Annotated in this window: 16 protein-coding genes; 1 reads left to right on the top strand and 15 read right to left on the bottom strand. The window is 52.7% G+C overall.

Annotated features, from left to right (window positions below; all coding sequences use genetic code 11):
- Nucleotides 1-69 precede the first annotated feature (69 nt).
- From BQ5456_RS09370 to BQ5456_RS09300, 15 genes are all read right to left on the bottom strand, one after another.
- Nucleotides 70-2,967: a leucine--tRNA ligase gene (locus tag BQ5456_RS09370; protein WP_071129741.1), complete on the bottom strand. Its 2,898-nt coding sequence runs from the start codon at nt 2,965-2,967 to the stop codon at nt 70-72.
- Between the two features lie 144 nt (nt 2,968-3,111).
- Nucleotides 3,112-4,002, bottom strand: coding sequence for a cell division protein FtsQ/DivIB (locus BQ5456_RS09365; protein WP_071129740.1), 891 nt, complete (start codon nt 4,000-4,002; stop codon nt 3,112-3,114).
- Nucleotides 3,999-5,411, bottom strand: coding sequence for a UDP-N-acetylmuramate--L-alanine ligase (gene murC, locus BQ5456_RS09360; protein WP_071129739.1), 1,413 nt, complete (start codon nt 5,409-5,411; stop codon nt 3,999-4,001). Before murC ends, BQ5456_RS09365 begins: the two co-directional genes overlap by 4 nt.
- Complete coding sequence (gene murG / locus BQ5456_RS09355; RefSeq protein WP_071129738.1) at nt 5,408-6,529, bottom strand: undecaprenyldiphospho-muramoylpentapeptide beta-N-acetylglucosaminyltransferase; 1,122 nt, start codon at nt 6,527-6,529, stop codon at nt 5,408-5,410. Before murG ends, murC begins: the two co-directional genes overlap by 4 nt.
- Entirely contained in the window at nt 6,519-7,865 is a 1,347-nt protein-coding gene (locus BQ5456_RS09350; protein ID WP_159428788.1) for an FtsW/RodA/SpoVE family cell cycle protein, read from the bottom strand. The genes murG and BQ5456_RS09350 overlap by 11 nt, the downstream gene beginning before the upstream one ends.
- A 1-nt stretch (nt 7,866) precedes the next feature.
- A complete protein-coding gene (gene murD, locus BQ5456_RS09345; RefSeq protein WP_071129737.1) occupies nt 7,867-9,294 on the bottom strand; it encodes a UDP-N-acetylmuramoyl-L-alanine--D-glutamate ligase in 1,428 nt (475 codons plus the stop codon).
- Nucleotides 9,295-9,302: 8 nt separating this feature from the next.
- A complete protein-coding gene (gene mraY, locus BQ5456_RS09340; protein WP_071129736.1) occupies nt 9,303-10,415 on the bottom strand; it encodes a phospho-N-acetylmuramoyl-pentapeptide-transferase in 1,113 nt (370 codons plus the stop codon).
- Nucleotides 10,415-11,947, bottom strand: a complete 1,533-nt coding sequence (locus BQ5456_RS09335; protein WP_071129735.1) for a UDP-N-acetylmuramoyl-tripeptide--D-alanyl-D-alanine ligase — start codon at nt 11,945-11,947, stop codon at nt 10,415-10,417. The genes mraY and BQ5456_RS09335 overlap by 1 nt, the downstream gene beginning before the upstream one ends.
- Nucleotides 11,948-11,983: 36 nt before the next feature.
- A complete protein-coding gene (locus tag BQ5456_RS09330) occupies nt 11,984-13,927 on the bottom strand; it encodes a peptidoglycan D,D-transpeptidase FtsI family protein (protein WP_083378463.1) in 1,944 nt (647 codons plus the stop codon).
- A 9-nt stretch (nt 13,928-13,936) separates the two neighbouring features.
- Nucleotides 13,937-14,359, bottom strand: a complete 423-nt coding sequence (locus tag BQ5456_RS09325; RefSeq protein WP_083378462.1) for a cell division protein FtsL — start codon at nt 14,357-14,359, stop codon at nt 13,937-13,939.
- A 1-nt stretch (nt 14,360) separates the two neighbouring features.
- The gene (gene rsmH, locus BQ5456_RS09320) at nt 14,361-15,347 is read right to left on the bottom strand and encodes a 16S rRNA (cytosine(1402)-N(4))-methyltransferase RsmH (RefSeq protein ID WP_071129734.1); all 987 of its coding nucleotides are present in this window, start codon (nt 15,345-15,347) and stop codon (nt 14,361-14,363) included.
- A 124-nt stretch (nt 15,348-15,471) separates the two neighbouring features.
- Complete coding sequence (mraZ, locus tag BQ5456_RS09315) at nt 15,472-15,903, bottom strand: division/cell wall cluster transcriptional repressor MraZ (RefSeq protein ID WP_071129733.1); 432 nt, start codon at nt 15,901-15,903, stop codon at nt 15,472-15,474.
- 356 nt (nt 15,904-16,259) lie between these two features.
- Complete coding sequence (locus BQ5456_RS09310; protein WP_071129732.1) at nt 16,260-16,682, bottom strand: DUF3040 domain-containing protein; 423 nt, start codon at nt 16,680-16,682, stop codon at nt 16,260-16,262.
- Between the two features lie 53 nt (nt 16,683-16,735).
- Nucleotides 16,736-17,989 carry a DNA polymerase IV gene (gene dinB / locus BQ5456_RS09305; RefSeq protein WP_071129731.1) on the bottom strand — a complete coding sequence of 418 codons (1,254 nt, stop codon included), beginning with the start codon at nt 17,987-17,989 and terminating at the stop codon, nt 16,736-16,738.
- 3 nt (nt 17,990-17,992) lie between these two features.
- Nucleotides 17,993-19,333, bottom strand: a complete 1,341-nt coding sequence (locus BQ5456_RS09300) for a PAC2 family protein (protein ID WP_071129730.1) — start codon at nt 19,331-19,333, stop codon at nt 17,993-17,995.
- Between the two features lie 132 nt (nt 19,334-19,465).
- On the opposite strand from BQ5456_RS09300, the gene BQ5456_RS09295 reads away from it, so the two are divergent.
- Complete coding sequence (locus BQ5456_RS09295; protein WP_071129729.1) at nt 19,466-21,748, top strand: HelD family protein; 2,283 nt, start codon at nt 19,466-19,468, stop codon at nt 21,746-21,748.
- Nucleotides 21,749-21,764: the final 16 nt, after the last annotated feature.

Raw genomic sequence — 21,764 nt, 5'->3', positions numbered from 1 at the left:
TATCTCCGGGCTAAAACTCTACAACTATTGGAAACGAAAAAGCTCACTTCCTTTAGTTTTCAGTAGCGGTTACTTCTTCTTTCTGATTACTACGTTTACTAATTTCGGTTCCCGGACAATCACTTTCAAAGGCTCAGCGCCATCCAGATTCCGTTTGACCACTTCGGTTTCCAAAGCCTGCTTTTCCAGTTCCTCCGCAGAAATCGATTGTGGAACTTGCAGGCGATATTTCACCTTGCCATTGATCTGTACCACCGCAGTAATTTCCTCTTCTACCAGTAAGGACTCATCGGTTACTACCGGGAAAGGCTCGCGTGCCAGCGAGGAGGAGTGTCCCAGCCGATTCCAAAGTTCCTCGGCAATATGGGGAGCGAGCGGAGAAATCATTAACACCAGCGCCTCCGCGGCTTCACGCGGAACCGCCTTCAGCGCAGTCAAATGATTATTGAGCACAATCAGATCCGAAACCACCAGGTTGAGACGCATTTCCCGATAATCCTCGGTAACTGCCGCAATCGCCTTGGCTAGGGCGCGCTGGGTTTCCAAATCAGGCGCGTCCTCGCTAACGGTAACTTCACCAGTGTTTTCATCAATCACATTCCGCCACAGCCGCTGCAAGAAGCGCTGGGAGCCCACCACTGCCCGGGTCTCCCACGGACGCGACATATCCAGCGGTCCCATCGACATTTCATATACCCGGAAAGTGTCCGCCCCATACTCGGCGCAAATATCATCAGGAGTGACGATATTCTTGAGGGATTTACCCATCTTGCCGTATTCACGATTTACCGGCTCCCCTTGATAGGTGAACCCGCTAGCCTCATCACCTGTTACTTCTGATGCCGGCACGTAGGCTCCCCGTTTATCGGTGTAGGCATAAGCCTGGATATAGCCTTGGTTAAACAGCTTATGGAAAGGCTCCAGGCTAGATAAATGTCCCAGGTCATAGAGTACTTTGTGCCAAAAACGTGCATAGAGTAAGTGCAAGACCGCGTGCTCTACCCCGCCGACATAAAGATCGGTACCTCCCGAGGATGCACCCTCGCGCGGCCCCATCCAGTAACGTTCATTTTCGGGGTTAGCTAGGAAATCCTTTTCCCCTGGGTCGAGGTAGCGCAGCTCGTAGCAGCAGGAACCTGCCCAGTTAGGCATCACGTTAGTGTCCCGGTAATAGGTTTTTTTACCTTGTCCTAGATCCAGTTCTACTTTTATCCAGTCCTCGGCGCGCCCAAGTGGAGCCTCGGGTGAAGAGTCAGCATCGTCGGGGGCAAAAGTACGCGGAGAAAAGTTATCTACCTCCGGCAAATCCAGGGGCAACATTGATTCAGGGAGGGCGTGTACCACTCCGTCCTCGTCATAGACCACCGGGAAGGGCTCTCCCCAGTAGCGTTGGCGCGAGAATAACCAATCCCGCAGGCGATAAGTAGTGGTAGCTTCCCCCAGTCCCGCAGTTTCTAGCCAAGAAGTTATCTTCTTAATAGCCTCGGCTTTACCCAAACCATTCAGAGAAATCTGGTCATTAGCCGAATTCTGGATAACCCCGTCGCCTATCCAAGCGGCGTCTTCATCCGCATCCGGGGCGGGGGTAATGGTGTAGATAATGTCTAGGTCGAATTTCTTAGCGAAATCCCAGTCACGCTGATCGTGGGCAGGAACCGCCATAATCGCTCCTGTACCGTACCCCATCATCACGTAATCGGCAGTGAAAATAGGAATCTGGCAATTATTAACCGGGTTGGTCGCAAATAAACCAGTAAATACCCCGGTCTTTTCCCGGGCATCTTCTCCGCGTTCAAGCTCGCTACGGGCGGCCGCTTGTTCCTGGTAAGCGCGTACTGCCTGCTGCGGATTTTCATATCCCCCGGTCCAAGCCTTCCGGGTACCCTGTGGCCACTGCGCAGGAATCTGGGCGGCGCCCTGGGGAAGTTCGCTTTGCCCCAGTCCGGAAAGCAGCGGGTGTTCCGGCGCTACCACCATAAAAGTGGCTCCAAATAAGGTATCGGGGCGCGTGGTGTAAACCTGCAGGTTGTGTCCCTCGGTTTGGAAAGTTACCGTGGCACCGTGGGAGCGTCCAATCCAGTTCTCCTGCATAGTGCGCACTTTTTCCGGCCAATCCAAAGTAGCTAGATCCTGAATCAGACGGTCACCATAAGCGGTAATCCGCATCATCCATTGCCGTAAGTGAGACCGAAATACCGGGAAGTTACCCCGTTCGGAGCGCCCCTCGGAGGTTACTTCTTCATCAGCCAGTACCGTCCCCAATCCCGGACACCAGTTAACCGGGGCATAAGACAAGTAGGCTAAACGGTAATCCTCAAGGACATCCTCGCGCTGCTTGGGAGTTAATTCACTCCACTTCGCCCCCTCGGGCAAAGCCTTTTCCCCGGTACTAAACTTATCGATTAGCTCTTGAATGGGACGAGCCGCGCCTTTCCCCCCATCTGGGCGCTTTGCCTCCGGGTCGTACCAAGAGTTGAAAATCTGCAAGAAAATCCACTGTGTCCAGCGGTAATAATCCTGATCAATAGTAGCGAAAGAACGCCGCTGATCATGGGAAAGACCAATGCGCGCCAACTGGCGATGCATAGTGGAGATATTTTCCCGGGTAGTCTTGCGCGGATGCTGCCCGGTAGTTACCGCATACTGTTCCGCGGGCAAACCAAAAGCGTCATACCCCATGGTGTAAAGGACGTTCTTTCCTTGCATCCGTTGAAAACGTCCAGTTACGTCAGTAGATATATAACCGAGGGGGTGTCCCACGTGCAGCCCTTTACCGGATGGGTAAGGGAACATATCCATCACGAAGAATGATTCTTTTTCCGCCAAGGGACCAGCTAGGGAACCCACCGGGTTATCGGCATTAAAAGTACCTTGCTCTGACCAGTACTTCTGCCATTTTTCTTCGATTTCCCCTGCCATCTTGGCGGTGTAACGATATGTCGGTATATCGCTGACGCTGTTGCTCATGGACTTTTCTCCCTTCATTACTCCCTCAAAGCCTACCCCATACAAGGCACTGCTCTATTTTCAAGGCGTGTCAGTGAAATCTGCCTTCAAGGTCTTGTTTTCCCTTGCTAGCTGGACTTTGAATCTATGTCCCTCGTCTACGTGCTAACCAGTAATCGTAGGGTGTGCATAATCGGTGACGTTATAGACACTGCCTTCGCGCTGCAAAAGTACCGTCAGCACCTGCGCTTTTTTCTGGTTATCGCGGCTGGCACCCCAAACCACCTTGGCTCCCGATTTGAGCTGCAGCTCTACATTATCTAGCCGCACCACCTGGGCGCTATCCATTTTTTCTTTAAGTTCGGGGGGAAGGGAGTTTATCACCTGAGTCACTGACTTAAAGCAATCAGTTGCGCGCGCTTGCGGACAGTTACTCCCTACCTCTACCAGTTTTGACACCTCAAGCCCGTTTGCGGGTAACACTTTCCCCTCTAAGTCAACTACCGCGCCTTGTGCAGTTCGGGCTACCGGCTGGCGCAAGGTCAGATAGACGGCAAGCCCTTGGGGAAACTCCCGTTTAACCTGCGCTTGTTTAATCCAAGGATTTTCTTTTTGTAGTGAGGACGCTATTCTCCTGGTAGGCAAGCGTAGCAAGGGTTTACCTTCATAGCCGGCAACCTCGTCTTTTACCGCTTTAGCAGGCGCTTGCGCACTGGCTCCCATTACTCGAGTTTGCGCGGGGTCCAAGGCAAAAACCGGGGAAAACCAGAACAGATATCCCAAAGCTACTACAACTATGGTGATTAGGACGCTGATGACGACACGCCGCAACTGCCGCCGCCGTTTAACCTGGGCTATTTCCTGGCGCCGTTGCGCCAGACCGCTAGAAACTACCGCCCGATCCCTGGAGGCTAAAGTTACCTGCCGGGCGCGCGGTTTTGACAGGGCTTTTTCGCTTTTACTGCCCGCTTGCCTACGGTTTTTACCCGCCCGGGTTTTCCCCGAGACTTCGGTGGCTTTCGGGCGGCGCGAAAAGGAAGATTTGCGATTGCTCACTGGGCAAACCTTTGCTCTAAAGTACGCAAAATAACTGCTCCCGCTGCAGTTACGTCCCCGGCTCCCACCGTTAGGATTAAATCTCCTGGCTGCGCGGCTTCGGCGAGGAGGCGTGCAGCAGTATCTCGATCTGGCAGATAACTGCCGTGCTGCATCTTGTCGGTAATGATCTGGGAGGTAACCCCGGGGATAGGATCTTCACGCGCTCCAAAAATATCGCAAACTATTACCTGGTCAGCTAGATCCAGGGCGGAAGCAAAACGGGAAGCAAAGTTGCGGGTACGCGAATATAGATGCGGCTGGAACAGCGCCAACACCCGTCCGGTAACAGCAGCCTCGCGTGCCTGATGCATCAGTGCTTCTACCTCGGTGGGGTGGTGAGCGTAGTCGTCAATTACCCGGATTCGCCCCACTTCCCCTTTAGTTTCAAAGCGGCGTGCAGTTCCCGCAAAATCCCCTAAAGCCTGGGAGATTTCAGAACCAGAAAAACCTGCTACCTGCGCAGCTAGAAACACTGCTGCCGCATTCAATAAGTTGTGTTGTCCCGGCATCGGCAGGCGTACCGTTGTGGATTCCTCCCCCAGGATAAACTCTGCAGACACGGAGGCGGGTTCTTCTTCCTGCGGTTTAACCTGACAAAAACGATCAAGACCGGCGGGAGGATTTTTTATGCCATACCCCAGCATCTGGATTTTACTTTTCTGGTCTGCAGCCGCCCCCTGCGGGCTGCGTAGCCGCGCTAATAAACGGCAGCAACCGGGATCATCGGTACAAAGAATCACGGTCCCACCAGGCTTAATACAATTGGTGAAGTCAAAAAATGCCTGTTCAAACTTTTCAGCAGATCCATAATTATCCAGATGATCAGGCTCGATATTAGTAATGATTGCTACCTGCGGGCGATAATTAAGGAAAGAAGCGTCGGATTCATCGGCTTCGGCAATAAAATAGTCACCTTTACCCAGGTGAGCGCCGGTTTGATAGTGGCGCACTACCCCGCCAACCGCGAAGGAGGGATCGGCGCCTAGTTGCGAAAAAGTTTGCGCCAACATTCCCGAAGTAGTGGTTTTGCCGTGGGCACCTGCTACTGCCACGAACTTACAATCAGCGGAGGCTAAGGCAAGCGCCTGCGAGCGATGCAGGAACTTGCATCCGGCAGCTTTAGCCGCCGCAAATTCGGGATTGTCAGGGTGAATCGCACTGGAATAGACGACGGTCATTTCCGAGGTAATCAGCTGTGGCCTGGTGCCCACCCAACAGTGAATCCCCAGTTCTCGTAGTTTTTTTAGGTTAGCAGAATCGTTTTGATCTGAGCCGGTAAGCTGCCAGCCACGCGCGAAAAAAAGCTGCGCCACCACCGACATTCCGGCTCCGCCGACCCCAATAAAATGATATTTTTCCTTACTCATCTGCTTACTTCCTCAGCGATTTTTGCCAGTTTCTCCGCGGCGTCAGTCCCTTCTTTTGGCATTGCCTGCGACATCTGTTCCAAGCGTTCTGGTGACAACAGCAAAGGCATTACCTTTCCGGTAACGAAATCCGCATTAAACTTGGCGTTATCAACCAATAGCGCTCCCCCACTTCTGACCGCATCCAAGGCGTTAAGGCGTTGCTCACCGTTTCCAATTGGAAGTGGCACATAGATAGCGGGCAACCCTAAGGCAGTCATCTCCGCTACCGTTCCCGCCCCGGAACGGCAAACCACCAGGTCGCTAGCGGCTAGAGCTCGTTCCATATCTACTAAATAATCCAAGATGCAGTAGCGAGCTTTTAGGGATTCGGGCAGGGCGCGCCGCACCGGCTCATCTTTACCTTTCCCGGTTAGATGAATCACCTGGATGTTTTCCGGTAGCTGTTCCAGTGCGGCTTGCATTGCTTGGTTTAAGGAAAGCGCCCCCAACGATCCCCCGGTGACCAGCAGGGTTGGTAACTGGGGATTAAGATCAAAAGATTTCAATGCCGCCTGGCGCTGCCGTCCTTGTTCCTGCCGATCTTGACGTTTCTTAGCCAGAGCCGCTATTTCGGGACGCAGGGGCAAACCAATACAAACAGTTTTCCCCCGTTTAGCCTGTAGTTTCGTGGAGGGGAAGGTTAAAGAGACCACTTTTGCCCAGCGCGCCCCCAAGCGGTTAGCTAACCCGGGACGGGCATTTTGTTCATGAATCACCAAAGGTACCTGCGCGCGCCGCGCCGCGAAATAGGCGGGAGTGGATACGTATCCTCCAAAGCCGATCACCACGCTCACCTTGTTCTGCTGAATCAAGGATTCGATTTTCCGCACGGTCGCACGCATCCGGGTGGGGATAGTAAAAAACTGCAGAGAAGGACGACGTGGTAACGGGATTCGCGGGATAGTGTTCAGCTCAAAACCGGCTGCCGGTACTAGCTCGGCTTCTTTCCCTTCCCTAGTACCAACAATCGTCACCTGCCATCCTTTATCCCGCAGGCAACGCGCCGCCGCGAGTAGAGGATTAACGTGACCGGCGGTTCCCCCTCCGGCTAAGAGTACCGATTTCCTATTTTCCATTGCGTTTCCCCCATCTCACTGCACTAGTGGCACGTAGATATTTTGGTCTGCGTGCTGCCGCCTGGGCTACTCCCGGTTCGGCGCGCACGTAACTTAAGAGCACTCCCATCTGTATTAGGGTTGCCAAAGCAGTAGATCCTCCCGAGGAAACTAGCGGTAAAGGTACCCCCACTACCGGCAAGAATCCGATTACTACCAGGATGTTTATTAAAGCTTGCGCGATTATCCACCCCAAAGTTCCTCCCGCGCAGATTCGAGTAGCGGGATTCGCGGAATGAATAACGAGTCGGCACAGTATCCAAGCTAGCAACCCGAAAAGTAACAGCACTAGCAACGTTCCCACTAGTCCGAACTCTTCTCCCAAAATGGCATAGATAAAGTCAGTATGTGCCTCTGGCAGGTAGTTCCATTTTTGCCGCGAAGCCCCCGGCCCCACCCCGGTCAGCCCCCCGGTTCCGAGCCCCCATTTGGCGCGTAGCGGCTGCAGTCCTGAGCCCATGGGATCTGCCTGTGAGGGATTTAAGAAGGAAAGTACCCGGCGTCGCCGCGAAGAAGAAGCCATTACCGCACCGACTGCCCCCAGGGCGAGCAAGGCGATTCCCGCCCCCAACCAACGCATAGAAATCCCCGCTACCAGCAGCACGCACAACAGAATAGAAACGAAGATTAACAAGGTTCCCATATCGTGACCACCCATTACCGTGGCTACCACTATCAGGAAGGGTATTCCCACCCATTTTGCAAGTGAACTAAAGGAATCTATCTGGCATCTACCACTAACAAACACTGTGATTAGCAGCAGGATAAAAGCAACTTTTAAGAACTCCGAGGGCTGGAATACCTGGTTGATGCCCGGAACATATACCCAGTTACGGTTACCTCCTTGGGCGCGACCCAGGCCGGTAAAAACCGCTAACTGTCCCGCCACTGCCAGGGGAAATATGAAAATAAGGGTATATTTTTCTAGGTTTCCGGCGGGCAGGCGCGAAATAAAAATCATCACCGCGAATCCCATAGCGATAATGACCAAGGGACGGATGATTCCCCAGTAGGGATTAATTCCGGCAGAAAGTTCCAGGATAACTGAAGCTGAAAATTGCATTAGCAATCCAATAAGCGACAGCGCAATAATCAGGAACCATAGCATTTGGTAGTCGAAGAGCGGATTACGGGTGATAGAACGCCACAGGGTAAGCAGCTGGCGCTTATCTTCTGGGTTATCGGAGCGGAAACTGGGAGCTCGTTCCACTTTGATACGAGGAATTTTTGCTTTTACTGCCCCGGTAACCCCGCTGCGGGATTTCTGTTTTTTCTTCGCCGCTTTACCCTTGACCATCCTATCCCTCCAAACGGGATACAGCCTCGGCAAACGCATCCCCTCGCTGAGAATAGTTTGCGAACTGATCCCAGGAGGCGCAGGCGGGAGCCAAGATTACTTGATCTCCGGGGCGCGAAAGTGCTACCGCCTCGTTTACCACGGAAAACATCATGTCCTCGTGACCAGCAACTTCTACCACCGGCACTTGCGGTGCATGCTGCGCTAAAGCCTGACGCAGAGCGGAGCGATCTTCTCCGATTAGCACTACCCCCCGCAAACAGCTGGCTACCTCGGGAATTAGCTGGTCAAACGACTGCCCCTTGGCATCTCCGCCGGCAATCCAGACCACCGAATTAGGAGAACTCCCCGCTAGGGAGGCTGCAGCCGCATGAGTATTGGTAGCTTTCGAGTCATCTATCCAGGTAACGTCAGCTGCTCGACCAACTGTTACCCGCCGATGCGCCTGGGGAACAAACTCGCGTATCCCATCGCGTACCGCTTGTGCCTCTACCCCAAATGCCCGGGTCAAACCGGCAGCTGCCAGTGCATCTTGCAAGACGGTAATCCCCGGTTCTGCCTGGTAGTAGTGGAAATCCCCTCTGCCCGCTAACGCTACTGCTTCTTGGCGAGGATTAGCGCTAAAGGCGCGATCTACCAGCATGTCCTCTACTATGCCCAGCTGATAAATATCGGGAGTACCGGTAGTAAAACCGATTGCCCGGCAACCCTCGATTACATCGGCATCCAGCACCATTTGCAGAGTCTGGGAATCTTGCTGATTATAGAGGGCAGCTTTTTGGGCGCGTTCATATACCCGCGCTTTTGCTGCCGCATAAGCCTGTTGGCTGCCATGCCAATCAAGATGATCAGCATCAAGATTCAAACATACCGCCGCCAGGGGCGATAGCGTCCTGATAGTGTGTAGCTGAAAACTGGATAGCTCCACCGCTAGCACCTGGGCTTTAGCGTTAGCTGCCGCCAACACCACCGGAGACCCAACATTGCCTACCGCGAGCGCCTCGTATCCAGCAGCCTGCAAGATTGAACGCGTCATCCCCACGGTGGTGGTTTTCCCGTTAGTACCGGTAATAGTAAGCCAAGGGGTATCGGGACGCGCGGTTGCGGTTTTTTGAATCTGCCAGGCTAACTCCACCTCGCCCCACAGTTCCACCTGGCGCTCCCTCGCCCAGGAAAAAGCGCGGTGACGGGGAGGAACCCCGGGACTGACTACTATTAGGGAAGGGGAAATCTTATCGAGGAGAGCTGCGCAGCTTTCTTGATCCGCCTGGTAGAAGTGCGCCCGGGGATAGTCCTGAGAGCAGCGCTCTACTGCCTCTTCCTGGTCATCAATCCCGGATACTTTCGCTCCTAAAGTGGTCAGCACTTCAGCGCAGGCGCGTCCGGAGGAGCCTAAACCGATAATACAGACCCGCCGGTCTGCCCACATTTGGTTTGTCACTTGATTGCAACCACCCATTCGGCATAGAAGAGAGCCACTCCTGCAATCGCAAAAAGCCCGGCAATAATCCAGAATCGAACAACGATGGTTACTTCTTTCCAGCCTTTTAACTCGAAATGGTGGTGCAAAGGCGCCATCTTGAACACCCGTTTACCGGTTAGTTTAAATACCCCCACCTGGATAACATCCGACATTACGATCATCACGAATAACCCGCCGATGATAACTGCCAGGAACTCGGTGCGCGTCAAAATCGATAGTCCGGCGAAAGCTCCACCTAGAGCCAGGGAACCGGTATCCCCCATGAAAATCTGGGCAGGAGAAGTATTCCACCACAAGAAGCCAAAACAGGCACCGACTATTGCCAAAGAAATAATGGCTAAATCTGCCGGATCACGTACCTCGTAACAAGCATCCATTACCTGGGGAGCAACTTGCCTAAGCGGGCAACGTTGATAGTACTGCCAGGTAGCCACCCCGGTATAGGCACCGAATGCGAATAGGCAGGCGCCCGAGGCTAAACCGTCTAGACCGTCAGTCAGGTTCACCCCGTTTGACCAGGCAGCGATAAGAAAGTTTGCCCAGATTGCAAAAAGAATAAAGGCTACTACTACGCCCGCAAATGCCAAATCCAGACCGTCTATATCGCGCACCAGCGAAATTTTGGTAGAGGCGGGGGTAATCGCTATCCCGGTTTCTTCCCGGCGAGGAAATAGTAAAGCTAACACCCCAAAAGTGGTACCTACCGCCAGCTGACCAGCTATTTTAGCCCATCCTGTCAGACCTAAAGAACGCTGCCGGGAAATTTTTATGTAGTCATCAAGGAATCCAATCAGCCCCAGCCCTAATATCAACAGCATTAGTAGCCATCCCGAGGCTGAGGGGAAAGTCCAAGACGCAATGTGCGCGGCAATCCAACCGCAGACCGTAGCTAAAATTATTACAATTCCCCCCATAGTGGGGGTACCGCGTTTAGTGTAATGCGCGGTAGGACCATCTTTGCGAATGAACTGACCGTATTGGTGTTTGCGGAGCAGCCGAATAAGCACCGGTGTCCCCGCTAACGAGATAACTAGAGAGGTTAAAAGCGCTATTCCCAAAGGCACCATTAGCCCTCGTCACCTCCTGTAAGGGCGTCTGCAATTTTCCAGACCCCAGATCCGTTAGATCCTTTAATCAATACCGTATCGCCGGGAGTTAGAACCTGCTTTACCACTTTAAGCGCCTGCTGGGCATTTTCACAGTGTTGTGCCTCGGCGTGGTCAGAAACTGTCTGGTAAATAGGTTTTGCCGCTTTCCCCACAGTGATAACTAGGTCAAGGTTTGCCTCCCGGCACGCTTGCCCAACCAGGCGGTGATGGCTATCGGAATCCTCCCCCAGTTCCAACATTTCCCCTAAAACTGCTATCGCGCGTCCCTGCCCTTTAGCTTTCGCTAAAGTCTGTAGGGTTTTTATTCCCGAACGCATCGAATCCAAATTGGCGTTATAGGAATCATCGATGATGGTAATCCCGGCATCGATTTCCCGCACATCCAAGCGGTGCTGTGATAGCGGATGAGCCTTTTCGAGGACGTGAGCTGCGTCCGCTAGAGAAACCCCCAGCTCAGTAGCGACAGTCACTGCCGCCAGGGCATTGGAGACATTATGCCTACCTACTAACCCTAATTTCACTTTGAGAGTTTCTTGCCCGCGAGTCATTAAAAATTCGGCTCGCCCCTGGTCATCTATCTTTACTTGGGAGGCGTAAACCCCTACGTGATGCTTACTGATTTCCCCAGCGGAGTCAGCGTCATTTTCCCCAAAATAGCGTATTGCCTGACCCGAAGCCATTTGCTGCACTCGCTTATCGTTCAAATTCAAGATGGCTAGGGAGGGGGCAGCGGAAGAAACCGGGAAGGCATCGCGATATCCGTCTTGCGCGAAAACTTCTTTTGCCTGCAAAGCCGGTTCGCTAAGCGGCCAATAACGCTTCCCTGGGAAGTTTCGCAGTCCCCACAGCAGTTCCGCCTTGGCCTGCGCCAAGCCTTCAATACTGCCGAATCCGCCTAGGTGGGCATGCCCCACCATCAGCTCAATCGCCATATCCAAAGGGGCAATTTCAGTAAGTAACGCCAAATGCCCCGCCCCGGATGCCCCCATCTCTAACACCAAAAAGTCGGTAGTTTCATCCGCACGCAGAATGGTTAAGGGTACCCCGACCTCGTTGTTATAGGACTTTTCCGGAGCCACTACTGCCCCGCGCAACTGGAGTAAGGAAGACAGCAAATCCTTAGTGGTAGTTTTACCCGCAGAACCGGTAATCCCTACGCAAATAGGTTTGTTGCCGCTCGCTTGGGATCGCAGATTCGCTAAATGGGAATGAGCCAGCCACCCTAATGCCCGTGTAGCTTCCGGAACCTGAATATAGGCAATCCCCGCTTTTTCAGCCTCTTCCGAGCGTTCAACGATTGCCGCCGCTGCTCCCGCGTTTTTTGCTGCCGCTAAGAAACTGTGACCATCAGAGTGTTCACCGCGCCGTGCCACATAGAGATCCCCTGGTTTAACCTCACGTGAATCGGTGACTACCTGTCCGGTAACTTCAATATCCGGATTCTGACAAGACCGGTTAAGGGCATTGGCAATCCAGCCTAGGGTCCACATATTTTCACTCCTAAAAGACGTCTATCCTAAGAATACCTACTGAGCTGCAATCGGATAAAGCTTGGGCTTAGTGGCAGAAGGAGGAACATCCAAGAGTGTCAGCGCTTGCGCAGTGACCTGTGAGAATACCGGACCGGCAACTACCCCGCCATAGAACCCGGTTGTAGGTTTATAAATAACAACCGACACCGCTATCTCGGGATTTTCTGCCGGGGCAAGCCCCACAAACGATGCCACCACTCCCTCGGAGGCACCCGAGCCCGATAAAATCTCACTGGTTCCGGTTTTACCGGCGGTGCGGTAACCAGAAACCTGGGCATTGCGGGCAGTACCCTCGTCGGTGGTTACCGATTCCATCATCCGCACCAAGGTAGCCGCGGCATTTTGGTCTACTTTTTGCGCAGCAGCTGGTTGTTTAGCTTTATGTAATACCCCTTGCAGATCTTCATATCCCTCGACCAGATGGGGTTTCATCCGCACCCCGCGGTTTGCGATAGTGGAGATCAGCGAAGAAATCTGAATGGGAGTGCACGCCATCCCCTGCCCAAACATGGTAGTCATCCTTTGGCGACTGTCCCATTTATCCGGGCTACCGATTATCCCCGGGGATTCGCCGGGCATTTCAATGCCAGTTTTTTGCCCCATCCCTAATCCGGTCATCATCTGATAACGCTGCTTGTCAGTAACCATTTGACCGATTTGTACCGTGCCGGTATTAGAGGATTCCGCCAAAACCCCCGAAGCGGTTAACGCCAAAGTGGGGTGAGAATGGGAATCCCGGAATGACTGCCCGGCAAGGGTGATTTCGTAAGGAGCGCTCACCGGGGTTAGGGGAGTTATTTTCTTTTGCTCTAAAGCGGTAGCAAAAGTCACCAGTTTTCCACTGGAACCAGGCTCGTAGGTGTATTGCACCGCCCGAGAGCCGGTGGTGCCAGAGGTTCGTTTTCGTACTTCCTCGGGAGGCTCGTTTCCCGAATCCGCTAACGCCAGAATCTGTCCGGTACCGACTCTTTGCACAATAGCCACCCCCCAGGTGGCACCAAAATCAGAAATCTGTTTGTTAAGGATGCTTTCCGCACTGTTTTGTAAATCAGCATCAATCGTTAGTCTTACTGTTTTACCCGGTTTTGCCGCCTGCAAAATATCGGTTCCGCCCGGAATAATTTGCCCCGAGGGAGATATCTCTGTGGAACGTTTACCCGGGGTTCCGGTTAAAAGCTTATTTTGGGTGGCTTCCACACCGGCTTGCCCGACGCCCTCGTAATCAGTAAAACCTAAAATCGATGAGGCGGTTGCCCCGTTAGGATATTCTCGCTGGTAGCGACGCTCCGCATCAATCCCATCTATCCCTAACTTCCGAATTTTTCTCCAGTCTTGCGCACTAACATTTTTTGCCAGGTAAACAAATCCGCGTTTTCCCACCATTTTTCCGCCGAGTACTGCGGGATTCATTTTCAAAATAGGCGCAAGTTGGCGAGCCGCTTCCGCTGCCCCGGTTCCTATTATTTTTTCACGATTTCTGGGGTCGCGAAGTTTAGCTTTATCGGTAACAATCTGACCTGAACTATCTACCACTTCGCGGTGAATATAGTCCTTAACTAATAGCTGATTTACGGCAACGTTATACACTTCGATTGAAGTAGCTAACACCGTTCCCTTACGGTCAACTATGTCCCCTCGTTTAGCCACAATCTCGGTGGAAGAGGTACGAGCCTGGGTAGCTGCATCAGCTAAAGATGGTCCTTGAACCACTTGTAAATCAAATAGTCTGCCGGCACAAACCAGGGAAATTACCGCAACTATCAACAGCAGCAGCCTTCCTCGCTTCTTGGCTACTTCCGCAGTTAAATATTCTTTCGGAGATTGCGATTTAGATGCCCCCTGTGCAGCAACTCCAGTTGAATTGCTGCGACTTTTGGTTGCCTTCCCCCGCGAAGAAGCGCTCTCGCTGCGCGGATAGTTCCGCTTCTTCTGAACCATCGCTACCTATTATTCCTTTGATTCCTCGACTGGAGGAGCTCCTCCCTCAATTTTTCCTGTCTTCAGGGTAACGTATCCGGTTTCTCCCGCTGGGACATACCCAGCATCCAAAGCAGCTTCCCGCACTTTCTCGGGACTAGATTGCGAATCGACTTGGGAATGTAACTTTTGGTTATCTTCTTGCAATTGCGCCAGTTGCACCTGATCATCATGAATTTGGTAAGAAATAACCGCTAATTGGGTATTAATTAACAACGGAGAAATAATCAAAGCCAGCAGAGTTAGGGCAGCAGCAAAGATTTTCACTACTAGCGGGGAACGCTTCTTAGGGGTTTGACTTTCCCCCACCACTCGCAAATGGCGAACCTCCGAGGTGCGAACCGGCCTTCTGCGAGTTGGCGATACCTGTCGTAGGGCGGCGGAATTAGCCATTTTATTCCCCGTTCCTTTCTGCTTGCGCACTTAATTTGCGAATTGCTCGCAGCCGCACCGATGCGGCGCGAGGATTGTTTTCTATTTCTGCCTCTCCGGCTTTCTCTGCTCCGTTAATCAACAATTGGAAAGTTTTTACTTCCGTTAGTGGAATCCCCTCTAGAGCCGCCGGCGCTACTGCCTGCTGAAAGGCACGTTTAACTAGCCGATCCTCTAGAGATTGGTAAGCTTCTACCACCAGGACTCCCCCCGGAGATAGAGCTTGTAACGCTTTGGGGAGGGCATTGCGAAGAATCTTGAGTTCCTGGTTAACCGCTATTCGTAGTGCCTGGAAGGTACGCTTCGCCGGATTCCCACCCTTGCGCCGGGCGGGTGCCGGGATAGTTTCCCGCACAATCTCTACTAACTGGGAAGAGGAGGTGATCGGGCTTTCCTCCCGCGCGCGCACTATTTCCCGAGCTATCCTAGAAGCAAATTTTTCTTCACCATACTGACGTAAAATCTCGGTCAACTCAGCAGTGGATAGTTCAGCTAGTAAATCAGCAGCTGTTTTCCCGCTGCTTTGATCCATGCGCATATCTAGGTCAGCTTCGCGGGCATAGCTAAAACCGCGCGCAGTGTCATCGAGCTGCATTGAGGAAACCCCTAAATCCATTAGCACTCCGGCCAGCGGATATTCCTCGCTCCCGTAGGTTGCGGCAACTTGATCAATAGCATCATAGGTGGCGTGTACTGCCGTAAAGCGCTCCGAGTATTCCCGTAGACGCTTTGCAGCTCTAGCTAAAGCCTGTTTATCTCGATCAATACCCACTAAGCGCACCTGGGGATAGGTCTGCAATACGAGTTCGCTATGTCCTCCCAACCCCAAGGTAGCGTCAATAAGCAAGGCACGCCCCTCGCGTCCTACCTGCTTAATCCCTTGTCCTAAGAGCGCAATGCAGCGCTCAGCCAACACCGGTTGGTGGGCGAAAGTAGCGCTTTGGGACATATTTTTCCTTAGGGAGATTCGGGATTTGCAAGTGAAGATTTTTTGGAAAACCAGGGCTTTCCCCGAAGATCTGCTACCGGGGAAGAGGCATCAGAGCATTCGGGAAAAGACCAGGCTCTCCAAGTCAGAACATTCCAGGAATCACTTCCTCTCCGGTTTGCGAGAAGGCTTCCTCTTGTTCAGCCAGGTACTGATCCCAAGAAGCGGCATTCCAAATTTCCACGCGCGCACCAGCACCGATAACCGCCAACTGCTTACCTAAATCTGCGTAGGCGCGCAGCTGAGGTGGAATCACTATCCGTCCTTGTTTATCGGGGATTTCATCGGAGGCACCGGAGAGCATCACCCGCACGTAGTCACGTCCCTGCCGGGAGGAAAGTGGAGCCCGGCGTAATTCTTGGTACATTTCCTCGAACTCGCGCGCTGGAAACACGTAGAGGCAACGGTCTTGACCTCGGGTAATTACCAAACCGGAGGCTAGTTGCTCCCGAAATTTAGCAGGAAGGATTAAGCGCCCTTTGTCGTCCATTTTCGGTTCATAGGTACCTAAGAACATAGGGGTTTCCTCCTTTCCAGCCAGATAACTCCACTTTACCCCACTTTCCCCCACTTAAGTAACAAATCGCGGAGTTTTTAAGAAAAATCAGAGAAATATTACCTAGCTAACCTGCGCAGACTAGATTTTTAAGAAGTGGAGTAAAAATTTACGATTTCCGCTAAAAATTTACTGATGAGGGAGCATCAAAAATATCTTCCTTGAGCGCGGGAAAAATAGACCCGGAAAAACGGCTTTGAGAAAACGGAAGGGAACTAACAAGAAAAATACTCAGGGAAACCCACCGGATAATAAAACGAGAAACCCAAACCAGAAAAGTAACCGGAAAATTAAAAGGAAGAAAAACTGGCTATCGGCTAGCGCTCGCGATTACGGCGATCCCATTTATCTGCTTGCCGCTGTTTAAAGCTGCGCCTAGAATCAGCCCCCTTGGAAGAGGGCTTGCTCTTCCCTGCGGATTTATGGGAGTTCACCCCAAAGCTAGCGAAACGCGGATTCATCGGCATGGTCACGGAAAATAGCACGACTACGAAACCAATTACCGCCACGGCAACGGCTAAGAACTTGGAAATTGTCCAGATAGAAATCCCTACCAATAACAGGGCTATTCCTACTAGAACCAGTAGGGTCATAGTGGCGAGCAGCCGCGGCGAAAGATTGAGCTTTCGCGTTTTTTCTTCTCTTGAGCTGTTTTCAGCTGGAGGTGCAGCTACGCGGACATCGGAGAATTGGCGTTCCATCTCTGCCAAAATCTGTTTTTCTTTCTCAGACAGCCCCATGGTAGTTCACTCCTTTCCGCGTCTGTGCTTCCAGCATAAAGCAAAACTCTGTTTTAGCGAGATTCGGTTCCATAACCGGACGCCTCATCTATTTTTCCCGGTTTAACTAGCGTAGCCGGACGGAGGGAGATATCACCAAATTTTTGGTGAATTTTATCCATCGCCACTTCGGTTGCCCGCCCGCGGCCATCACTCCCCCAAGCCATTTGCACTCCCGATATGGCGGAAGTCAGTTCTTTAGTAGTTACTCCCACAAGACGAATCCCACCTTTGGGAAGATTCTCTTTCGCAAATAGTCCCAAAGCGGCCTGGGCGATATCCCTAGCCACATCAGTGGACTGCCGCAGGGTGCGCGAGCGCGTCCAGGTACGAAAATCTGCAGCACGCAGCTTAATGGTGACATTGCCGGCTAAAAGATTATTGGCTCGCAACCGGGCGGCACACTGATGGGATTGTTCCAGCAAAGTTGTGGCAATCGTTTCTCGGGAATGCACGTCTTGGAGGAAGGTTATTTCAGTGCCGATAGATTTTTCTTTAGCCCCCTCGCCAACTTTGCGCGAATCATGTCCGCGCGCCATCTGGTACAGGCGTACCCCCATAGCTTTTCCAAATAACGCGTTCATTTGAGAAATATCTAGGGAGGCTAACTGCCCGACTGTCGATATTCCTTTGCGCTGCAGTTTCTCGCCCGCGCTAGCTCCAATCCCGGGGATGGCTCCCACGGGAAGGATTCGCAAGAAATCCAAAGTTCTATCTGCGGGAACCAGCAAGATCCCATCGGGTTTGGCGTGTGCAGAGGCGATTTTTGCTACCAGTTTATTACGCCCTATACCTACCGAGGCTGGCAAGGAAAGCTCGCGTCTGACTCGAGTACGCAGCAGCTGCGCAATTTGCAGCGGAGTCCCCAGTCTGCGCCGCGCACCAGAAACATCTAAGAAAGCCTCATCAATCGAGATCTGCTCCATAACTGGAGTAATCTGCCCTAAAATCGCCATTACTTTCTGAGACAGCGCCGAATAGTAACCGTGCCCCGAGGCAACCACTATCGCCTGGGGACAGAGCCTTTTCGCCTGGGACACTGGCATCGCGGCATGTACCCCTTGTGCTCTCGCTTCATAAGATGCTGAGGACACTACTCCCCGATTGCTTTTACCCCCTACGATCACCGGCTTTCCTCGCAACGCCGGGTTACGCAGAATCTCGGCCTCTACAAAGAAGGCATCCATATCTACGTGGAGGATGTTGGTGCCGCTATCATCGCTGCCCCAATCGCGTTTGGCGGCGGCAGCCTGGGGCGCTTTACTCATGGGTCAGTTCTTTCCGCTATCCCCAAAATCATCAGCTTTATCTGGTTCATTTTCTGGGGAATCAGGATTTTCACTACCAGGGGGCGGAGGGGGAGCCGGTAAATCTGCCCGCGATTGCTGAGAGGGATTCTTGGCACGCCGAGCTTTTAGATGCGAGCGCCGGGGCGGAAAATGCCTACGTGTAGCGGTATTTCCTGGGGCTGTTTCCTCAGATTTAGCCGCGCCCTGCTTTCCGGTTACCCTAGTTTCCCCAGAATCTGAGGATCGCATTTCTCCCTCGGAAATAGTTTCTTTTCGCTCCGTAATGGGCTTTGCTAGCTTTCCCAGGATTTTCGGGTCGTTATCGGGTAACTGTTGCGAGGCCACCTTTTGAGCCAGATGTGCTAACAGATCATCCCGACCAGCTAAAAGCCCGTCAGCGGCGTCCTCTTGAGAATCTTGTGGCTTTACCTGCGCTAAGAATCTTTCAATACGTTCGGCAATGGCGTCCCCAGAGCGCGAATCGACCGATTCGGCTAAAGATTTGGGGTGCAACTCTCCCCACGGTTGAGTTAAAGCCTCATCGTAGTGCTGCTCCATTTTTTCCACGAGTTCTTTGGCCTCGGGATTATCATCCAACTGCTGGTTAATTTCCTGGGTCATTTGGGCGCTGGCCGCTTCCAAATCACCCATAGGCAAGTCCAGGTTCAGGGTTTCGGAAAGGTATTGGATAGCGCTGACCGCGCCTGGCGGGAACTGTCCATCCGCCAGGTAATAGGGCACGCCCACCACAATTCCGCGCGCCTGCACTGAGATCATCTTGAAAAGCATTTGTAGATACTGCCCAAAAGAGGCGGTAATGATGAAGGTTCCCGGCATCTCGGTTTGCGGCGGCAAAATATCCGGATTGGGAGAAGTCTGATTAATAAAGGGAATCCGGGTATGGGGAATGTTGGCAGCTATCCCCATCAAATCAACTGCCTGTTTAACCCCCATTTTTTGGCAAACTTCAAAGATTGCCAAAGAAAAATCTTCCCAGTTGATATCCGGTTCCAGGCCGCGCAACAGCAAGATATTGCGTCCGGAATAATCGGTAATCCGCTCTAGGGTACAGCTGGGATAACGCATATCGGTCATCGTCCAGTTTTCGATAGTGATTCGGGGGCGCCGCGCCCGATAATCCAGCACAGTCTCTAGGGCGAAACGGGCAACTTCTTCATGCGGGAGGGCGTGCAAGAGCTGTTCAATAATCATTCCCCCGATGTCGCCAGAATCTATGGCCCCCGAAAAGGCATAGAGTAGGACTTCCGCCTGGGTATCCTCATAAGCGGGACCGGGGATTATAAAACGGCTTTGCTTTGTCATCTACCCTCCATTCTGTATTCCAGCCTACCTGGATAGCGTCAGGTACGCACCTATCGCTCACCCCAGCTATGGGCTTTTCATGTTTAGCCGGTAGAATAGTTGCCTACTTTTTCTTAAGGGAAGGGGCGCATCTTGAATGACCCAGCAGAACTGGCGCGTGAGCAGGCGGCAGTTGACGGTATCTACCAGATTCTTGATGATGCTCGTCGCCGTTACCGGCAGCGACAACGACAAATCCAGGCGCATGGCGCCACCGGTTCTCCCCAAAACCGCTCTGAACGTGACGTGATGGCAGCTCACCTGGGAGATCAAGCAGCGCGGCTAGAGCGAGTAGAAGAAAACCTAGTATTTGGACGGCTTACTCCGCTCCAGGGTGAAAGTTACTATATCGGTCGCGTGGGACTGCAAGATGATAACCATGCGCAGGTGTTAATGGATTGGCGCGCCCGGGCAGCGACTCCCTTTTACCAAGCCACCGCCCGTCACCCTTTGGGAATGGCGAGCCGCAGACATATCGCTCTGCACCGCCGGCAGGTGATTTCGCTGGAAGATGAAGCCTTTAATTTATCCCATGCTCGTGAAGAAGGGATTGAGCTACAGGGCGAGGGGGCACTGTTAGCAGCATTGCAGGCGGGACGTTCTGGTCACATGGGAGATATCGTCGCCACTATCCAAGGTGAACAAGACCGCATAATCCGCGCTGCCACCTCCCAGATTTTGGTAATCCAAGGCGGCCCTGGTACCGGTAAAACTGCCGTAGCCCTACATCGAGCCGCCTTTTTACTCTATGAACAGGCAGAACGTCTAGCGAAGTCCGGGGTGTTAATAGTCGGTCCCTCCCCTGCTTTCTTGCGCTACATCGAACAAGTGCTTCCGGCGCTAGGGGAAACCGGGGTGGTTTCCACCACTATGGCAACTTTGTTGCCGGGAATCCGCGCCGAAGGAAAAGAACACCCCGCAATCTCGGCTCTAAAAGGAGATTTACGCTGGGTCAAGCTGATTAAGCAGGCAGTACGTTCCCTACAGAGGGTTCCCGATGCTGATAAAAATCTGACTGTGGGTGCCAGTAAACTGGTGCTGCGTCCGAAAACAGTTAAAGAAGCGATTCGCCGGGCACGTTTGAGCGGAAAACCCCATAACCAGGCACGCGAAATTTTTGTTGCCCAGATTTTAGATTCCCTAACTGACCAATATTTAGACACTGAGAATCGCCGAGAAGAAGCCGAACTAGCTGCAGCAGCTAGTGCCGCTGGACTGGGAAAAATCGAAACCAATCGCGATTCTCTGTCCGAACGAGCCTTGGTGCGTGAGGATTTACGTTCTAATCTCAATGTGCGCCGGGCAGTCAATCTTTGTTGGATGCCCTACTCTGCGCAGAATCTTTTGCGACGCCTTTATGCCTACCCCGCTTTTCTTGCCCGTTTTGCCAACGATTTTAGCGATGCGGAACAAGAGATTCTTTACCGCCCCAAGGAAGCGGAGTTTACTCCTGCCGATGTGCCTTTGCTTGATGAACTGGCGGAACTTTTGGGAGACCTGCCCAATGCTTCCTCCCCTAGCTCGCGTAAGGATAGAGCGCTCGCCCGTCAGCAGGAGCAATCTCGCGCACAAGCTGCTATTGAAGGACAAGGTCTAGGAGCAGGCATTGTGTCCGCAGAAATGTTGGCTAACCGAGCAAGCGCCCCCCGCGAACAGTCGTCTTTAGCGGAAATGGCCTATCAGGATCGCACCTGGACCTACGGGCACGTGGTGGTCGATGAAGCCCAAGAACTTTCCCCGATGGATTGGCGTTGCCTGTTGCGGCGCTGCCCTTCGCGCTCTTTTACTGTGGTAGGCGACTTAGCACAGCGCATTTCCGCTGGGGGGTCTTCCTGGCTCCAGCTCCTAGGGCCGGCCGCTGACGCTCTGGAGGAAGAAACCTATTTAACGGTGTGCTATCGCACCCCGAAGGAAATAATGGATTTAGCGGAGGCGGTTACCCGCGCAGCTGGGCGCCCCTCCCCCTATCCTGTGCAGGCCGTTAGGCAAGATCCGGACTCGCTGCTAACCGAAAGGGTCACGGCGATTGACGCGGCCACTGTAGAAAAAACTCTTAAAACAGAACTAGAGTACCTCGATAGTTGCTTAGGAAAAGGCAGAGGTCGGATCGGAATAATCTGTAGCCAAAAGGACTTGCCTGCTTTCCAGCAACTATCTTCCCAACTTGCGTTTACGGTAGGCGGTGACCCAGTTAGCGATCGGGTATGTATTTTAGATGCGGTTACTTCTAAAGGACTAGAGTTTGACAGCGTGATTTTGCTAGAACCAGCCCATATCTGCGCTCAAAGCGTCGGTAATCTGTTTGTGGCGATGACCCGCCCCACGCGTCGCCTAGTCACACTACATTCCCAAGGTCTTCCTCCCGGCTGGGAGTAACACCTTGCGAGCAAGG

It is taken from the genome of Varibaculum massiliense, assembly GCF_900106855.1.
GTDB classification, from domain to species: Bacteria; Actinomycetota; Actinomycetes; order Actinomycetales; family Actinomycetaceae; genus Varibaculum; species Varibaculum massiliense.
This window is presented reverse-complemented; position numbering and strand designations above follow the sequence as displayed.

Bases quoted from the DNA above. Each gene is read 5' to 3' on its own strand.
- BQ5456_RS09370 (WP_071129741.1), bottom strand. From the start codon at position 2,967: ATGAGCAACAGCGTCAGCGATATACCGACATATCGTTACACCGCCAAG.
- murC (WP_071129739.1), bottom strand. From the start codon at position 5,411: ATGAGTAAGGAAAAATATCATTTTATTGGGGTCGGCGGAGCCGGAATG.
- murG (WP_071129738.1), bottom strand. From the start codon at position 6,529: ATGGAAAATAGGAAATCGGTACTCTTAGCCGGAGGGGGAACCGCCGGT.
- BQ5456_RS09350 (WP_159428788.1), bottom strand. From the start codon at position 7,865: ATGGTCAAGGGTAAAGCGGCGAAGAAAAAACAGAAATCCCGCAGCGGG.
- murD (WP_071129737.1), bottom strand. From the start codon at position 9,294: ATGTGGGCAGACCGGCGGGTCTGTATTATCGGTTTAGGCTCCTCCGGA.
- mraY (WP_071129736.1), bottom strand. From the start codon at position 10,415: ATGGTGCCTTTGGGAATAGCGCTTTTAACCTCTCTAGTTATCTCGTTA.
- BQ5456_RS09335 (WP_071129735.1), bottom strand. From the start codon at position 11,947: ATGTGGACCCTAGGCTGGATTGCCAATGCCCTTAACCGGTCTTGTCAG.
- BQ5456_RS09330 (WP_083378463.1), bottom strand. From the start codon at position 13,927: ATGGTTCAGAAGAAGCGGAACTATCCGCGCAGCGAGAGCGCTTCTTCG.
- BQ5456_RS09325 (WP_083378462.1), bottom strand. From the start codon at position 14,359: ATGGCTAATTCCGCCGCCCTACGACAGGTATCGCCAACTCGCAGAAGG.
- rsmH (WP_071129734.1), bottom strand. From the start codon at position 15,347: ATGTCCCAAAGCGCTACTTTCGCCCACCAACCGGTGTTGGCTGAGCGC.
- mraZ (WP_071129733.1), bottom strand. From the start codon at position 15,903: ATGTTCTTAGGTACCTATGAACCGAAAATGGACGACAAAGGGCGCTTA.
- BQ5456_RS09310 (WP_071129732.1), bottom strand. From the start codon at position 16,682: ATGGGGCTGTCTGAGAAAGAAAAACAGATTTTGGCAGAGATGGAACGC.
- dinB (WP_071129731.1), bottom strand. From the start codon at position 17,989: ATGAGTAAAGCGCCCCAGGCTGCCGCCGCCAAACGCGATTGGGGCAGC.
- BQ5456_RS09300 (WP_071129730.1), bottom strand. From the start codon at position 19,333: ATGACAAAGCAAAGCCGTTTTATAATCCCCGGTCCCGCTTATGAGGAT.